This window comes from Acidimicrobiales bacterium, from assembly GCA_036491125.1.
Taxonomy (GTDB): domain Bacteria; phylum Actinomycetota; class Acidimicrobiia; order Acidimicrobiales; family AC-9; genus AC-9.
In genome coordinates, this window is sequence record DASXCO010000084.1 from 1 (window position 1) to 5,006 (window position 5,006).

Genomic DNA, 5,006 nt, shown 5'->3' on the forward strand with positions numbered 1-5,006 from the left:
CACGTCCTGCACCAGATATCGGTGTTCGTTCGAGATATCTGGCCATGAACCTCGACCGGTACCTGCTCCCCGGCGAGCAGCGGGTCGTGGTCGTGCGCCGGCACCCGGCGATGTTCGCCCGTCTCGCGGTGGCGACATTCATCGCCCTGGCGGTGGCTGTGGCGGTGACTGCGAGCTACTCCTCCAGCGGCAGCAGGCTGCTGTGGCTGGTTGCGCTGGTCTTGGTTGTGTGGCTCATCTGGCGCGTCCTCGAATGGAACGCCAACATCTTCATCGTCACCGACCAGCGGGTCATGCTCATCACCGGTCTGACGACTCGGCGGGTCGCCATGCTCCCGCTGCGGAGGGTGCAGGACATGACGTACAAGCGCTCGCCCTTGGGACGCGCCCTCGGGTACGGGGAGTTCGTTATCGAGTCGGCGGGCGAGACCCAGGGGCTGCGGCGGATCACCTTCGTGCCCACGCCCGATGCCATCTACCTCGAGATATCCGACGTGCTGTTCGTGCAAGCCCGGTCGGGCACACCGGGCAGGAGCGGCACTCCCCCGCGCGGAGGCCCCGTCGTCATCGGACCCGACGACTAAGACGAGCGGGAGGAACTCGCCCGAGCCTGAGTAGCGGCAGGCGGTGACCGCAGACTCCGAAGGGCCGGCGGCGGCGCAGCCAGGCTTTCCCATCGTGGCCCGAGAGTGGGGCCGAATCGGCCTCGTCGGCTTCGGTGGGCCACCCACTCACATCGCTCTCCTGCGCCAGTTGTGCGTGAGCGAGCGCAGGTGGATGGGGGCCGCAGACTTCGAAGACGCCATCGCTGCCTGCAACCTGTTGCCCGGTCCCGCCTCGACGCAACTGGCCATCTACTGTGCGTGGCGGCTCCGAGGCCCGGCTGGCGCCCTGGTCGGAGGCGTTAGCTTCATAGTCCCTGGCCTGGTTCTCATTCTTGGTCTGTCGGCGGTCTTCTTCGAGGGGTCGCCGCCGAGTTGGGTGAAGGGTGCGAGCGCCGGTGCCGGCGCCGCCGTAGCGGCTGTGGCCGTCCGTGCTGGGACCAATCTGATGCCAGCCAGCTGGCAGCGGGCCCGACGCGCGAGCCGCGGGCGTTGGCTGGTGTACTTGGCCGCCGGAGCCGCAGCGGCGGCCATTGTCGGCCCCTGGCTGGTGCTGGTCCTGCTGGGCTGTGGCCTGGTCGAGCTGAGCGTGCGGCAGGCACTCGGACGAGGGTCCCCCGACCTCGGCATCATTCCCATTCCTGTCCTGAGCGCGGCCGTTGTGGGCGGCGGCGGCCTGCTCGCCCTCACCTGGGTCGCCTTCAAGGTCGGTGCCCTGTCCTACGGCGGCGGGTTCGTCATCATCCCCCTCATGCAGCGCGACGCCGTCAATCACTACCACTGGATGACGAGCGCCCAGTTCCTGAATGCCGTAGCTCTCGGCCAGGTCACTCCAGGACCTGTCGTGCAGACGGTGGCGGCAGTCGGATACGCGGCGGCCGGCGTCGGTGGTGGGCTCTTGGCCGCGGTCGTGGCGTTCTCGCCGTCGTTCGCGTTCGTCCTACTCGGGGGCCGTCAATTCGAGCGGCTCCGACACAATACGCGTGCGGGAGCATTTCTCGATGGTGCCGGCCCAGCGGCTATCGGCGCCATCCTCGGAGCAGCCATCCCGCTTGCCCGGGCGCTGGTTGAGCCGTGGCAGTATGCGGTTCTTCTCGGCGCAGCGGTCCTACTTCTGCTACTTCGGCGAGGCCCCGTCGTGACCCTGGTGAGTGCGGCTGCGGTCGGGGTCGCCGTCGGTCTCACCGGCGGTCCGATTCCGAACTGACAACGGCGCGGGTCGTACGAAACCCGCGGTGTCCCACAACCTCAAGGTGCTCGAGGAGGCGGGTCCGTCAGCTGACGATCTTGATGGCGCTCTTGAAGCCTGTGCCGAGCCTCTGTTGCAGCGTCATGTGCACGAGCGAGAAACCTTCCAGGGCTCGGGCGCTCGATAGCGGCCCCGTATCGAGAGCGCGCAGTCCGCCACTCTCGACCAGTTCTCCGACGGTCTGCTTGGCGCCAGAATCGTCCCCAGCGAGGAACACGTCCAACGGTTGCCCGGCGACCTGCCCCGCCGCCAGCGTGCTGGCGAAGGTGGTGTTGAAGGCCTTGACGATGGCTGCGCCACTTGGCAACTTCTTCGCGATCTCCTCCGCGGCCGAGGTGTCGGCCTTGGTGACCAGCCCGTCATAGGAGTCGTTGACCGGGTTGGTGATGTCGACCACGATCTTGTCGTTCAACTCCTCGGAGTACCTCCTGACCAGCAGGAAGGCCGCCGGATAGGGCACCGCGAGCACCACGAGGTCGCCGACGAGCGGTTCGTCCAGCGGCCCGACCGCCACCGTCTCGGACGAGATGGCGAGGGACCTGAGGTCGTCGGCCAGGGCCTGGCTCTGCTCCGCATCACGGGACAGCACCTGCACGCTATGGCCGCCCACCAGGGCCCGGGCGGCGATGGCGTGTGCCATGCTGCCCGACCCGAGGATCGTCAGGTTCATGGTTACCTCCTCAGATCGAGCTTCTCACCACCAACCTAACCCGCCTGCCTGAGCCAGCCCTCGTGCCCTCGATCCGTCCGTCGTAGCATTGAGAGATGGACGAATCGGCCGTCTGTCCCGTCTGCGGGATCGAGACAGCCGACCTTGCGGCCCTCGCCTCCCATCTGGTCGAACGGGCCGAGGCCAGCGATGGCGTCCACGTCATGTGGCTCAACCGCAATGCCACCATGCACAGAGTGCCGGCTGCCGACCTCGAATCGTTGCTCGCTGACGCGCTGGCCGACGGCGGGTCCTCGAGTGACCGGATCAGGCGATGAACGAGGCGATGGGACGTCGGGTAGAAGAGGCGGTGGTCGACGGGTGGTTCCGGGATCCGCCCCCGCTGATCGCCGCCATGGCATCCGAGCCGACGCTCGGTGTGATCCGGGCCTTCGTTCTGCAGTGGACGAAGTTCTCGCGGCTGTTCCCTCGCTGGGTCGGGGCCATCATCTCGAACTGCCCCGAGCCCGCCGTCATCGCCTACGAAGTCGAGAATCTCATGTCAGAGGTCGTGCGTGACCCGGCCGGTGACGACAACCACTACGAACTGCTGATCCGTCTAGGCGAAAGCGTCGGTCTTGACCGCGGCGAAATCGAGGCCCACCCGGTGTTGTCAGAAGGATCAGAGGTCTTCGGGTGGCTGTGGGAGCGGGCCCGCGATCCGGACTGGCTGGTGGGCTTCACCGCTGTCAACGGCCTGGAGATCCTGGGTGATCGCAACCTACCCTTGAGCTACGGCGTTGGAACAGGCACGGGCCTGGCTCCCGAGCCCTATGCCCGAGCGCTCGGTCTGGGACAGGCCAGCCTCGAGTTCTTCAAGCTGGGCGACGAGGCCGATGCGGGCCACGGGCACGACACCGTCGAGCTCATCGCTCGGTACACCCGGGCGGGGCGCGAGGGCGAGATCCTGGCCGTGCTTCTCGACGCCATGGCGCGGCTCCGCCGGATGATGAACGCAGTGTGGGAACTGTCGACGGAGATTGACGCCGGTCTGACGACGAAGGAGGAGAGCGATGGCGAAGGGTGATCCCTGTGCCCTGTGCGGATCCACCTGGGGTGACGTCGACCATGAGATCGGCGGCCACTGGTACCACTTCTGATGAGGCCTTTGAACTGACGCCTTCGCCAATCTGGTCGCTGCCATCGAGCAGCGGCTCGGTGAGGGCAACGTCGTCCGGTCGGACGACGTCGAGGGAAACAAGGTCAGCGGGGTGGCCCGGCTGGCCGACCGCGGCAATCGGCTGCACCGCTTCGTCGCCCTCTTCACCGACGACGGCGAGGTGACCGACTGCACGATAGTGGTCGCTGACGAGGACTAGACATCCCACCGTCGTAATCGTCAAGCGGCGACACGGGTTCGGTGGCCCCAGGCTGTGTGCTCGTCGTAGACAGTGCCGTGCTTCAGGCACCCATGAAGGATGCCGACGAGCCGGTTAGCGAGGGCGCGTAGTGCCCGGTGGTGGGTGTCGCCGGCAGCCCTTCGTTGGTCATAAAAGGCCCGCGCTCCGGGGCTGGCGCTCAGCGCAGCAAAAGCCCACAGATAGCAGGTGTCGGCGAGACGCTTGTTCCGAGCGAACCGGGCCAGGACCACCTTGCGAGTACCCGACGCCTTGGTGATGGGTGACGTACCGGCGTAGTTCTTGCGAGACTTGGCCTCGGCATAGCGGTTCGGGTCATCCCCGAACTCGCCGAGCGCCCGGGCGCCGAGGATCATCCCTAGTCCTGGCAGGGAGCGGATGAGCTTGGCGTCCGGGTGCTGCTCAAAATGCTCGATCATCTCCGCCTCGAGCCGGTCGATCTGGGCGTTGAGCTCGGTGATCACCCCCACCAGGGCGGCCACGCTGGCGCCCATAGCTCCCGCCACCAGGCAAGGTGCTTCTAGGTGCTCCGAGCGCAGCGCTGTCTGAATCTCGTCCGCCCGTTCCTCCACCCGGCGCTGGCGGCCTGCTCGGCGCAGAGCGGCGGCGATCTTCGAGCGGGACAGCCGTCGGCCCAGCGTTGGCGTCGGAGCCATGCCCAGCACCTCGAGGGCCTGGGGGGCGGCGAGTTCGTCGAAGGCGGTAAGCGCGGCGGGATAGAACTCCCGCAGGGTCGAGCGCAGCTGGTTGGCTTGCCGCTGGCGGGTCCAGACCATGCTCTGGTGGGCTCGGGCCAGGACCTTGATCGCCTCGGCCAGCTCGCTGTCGCCGGCCACCGGACGGTGGTTGTGGGCGTCGGTGCGGGCCAGCTCGGCCAGCACCCTGGCATCGCCGGGATCCGACTTGGCCCCCGAGGTCGAGTGCCGCTCCCGATAGCGCGACGTCGACAGCGGGTTGACAGCGATGACCTGGTAGCCGGCGGCCACCATGGCGCCCACGAACAAACCCCGGTCGGTCTCGGTGGCCAGCACTACCTCGGAGGGGTCCTCGACGAACGGGGCGACAAGCTCATGGAAGCGCGCCACCCC

General features: G+C 67.4%; 6 protein-coding genes. 4 read left to right on the forward strand and 2 right to left on the reverse strand.

Features of this window, described 5'->3' with window-relative positions:
* Both VGF64_07265 and chrA read left to right on the forward strand, forming a co-directional pair.
* Positions 1–584: PH domain-containing protein (locus tag VGF64_07265; protein ID HEY1634538.1), on the forward strand; the 584-nt coding region annotated here is incomplete at its 5' end.
* Positions 585–627: 43 nt separating this feature from the next.
* Entirely contained in the window at positions 628–1,809 is a 1,182-nt protein-coding gene (gene chrA, locus VGF64_07270) for a chromate efflux transporter (GenBank protein ID HEY1634539.1), read from the forward strand.
* Positions 1,810–1,876: 67 nt separating this feature from the next.
* Here chrA and VGF64_07275 read toward each other — a convergent pair whose 3' ends face one another.
* The gene (locus VGF64_07275; GenBank protein ID HEY1634540.1) at positions 1,877–2,521 is read right to left on the reverse strand and encodes an NAD(P)-binding domain-containing protein; all 645 of its coding nucleotides are present in this window, start codon (positions 2,519–2,521) and stop codon (positions 1,877–1,879) included.
* A 95-nt stretch (positions 2,522–2,616) separates the two neighbouring features.
* On the opposite strand from VGF64_07275, the gene VGF64_07280 reads away from it, so the two are divergent.
* Positions 2,617–2,838, forward strand: a complete 222-nt coding sequence (locus tag VGF64_07280; GenBank protein HEY1634541.1) for a C2H2 type zinc finger domain-containing protein — start codon at positions 2,617–2,619, stop codon at positions 2,836–2,838.
* A gap of 8 nt (positions 2,839–2,846) precedes the next feature.
* On the forward strand, positions 2,847–3,587 hold the full coding sequence (locus VGF64_07285) for an iron-containing redox enzyme family protein (GenBank protein HEY1634542.1): 741 nt from the start codon (positions 2,847–2,849) through the stop codon (positions 3,585–3,587).
* A 312-nt stretch (positions 3,588–3,899) separates the two neighbouring features.
* Here the strand turns inward: VGF64_07285 and VGF64_07290 are convergent.
* Positions 3,900–5,006 (reverse strand): IS110 family transposase (locus VGF64_07290; GenBank protein HEY1634543.1); only part of this gene is annotated, 1,107 nt, incomplete at its 5' end.

What these genes read in the sequence shown, in the direction of transcription:
- VGF64_07280 (HEY1634541.1), top strand. Translation starts at nt 2,617, where the DNA reads ATGGACGAATCGGCCGTCTGTCCCGTCTGCGGGATCGAGACAGCCGAC.
- VGF64_07285 (HEY1634542.1), top strand. Translation starts at nt 2,847, where the DNA reads ATGGGACGTCGGGTAGAAGAGGCGGTGGTCGACGGGTGGTTCCGGGAT.
- VGF64_07275 (HEY1634540.1), bottom strand. Translation starts at nt 2,521, where the DNA reads ATGAACCTGACGATCCTCGGGTCGGGCAGCATGGCACACGCCATCGCC.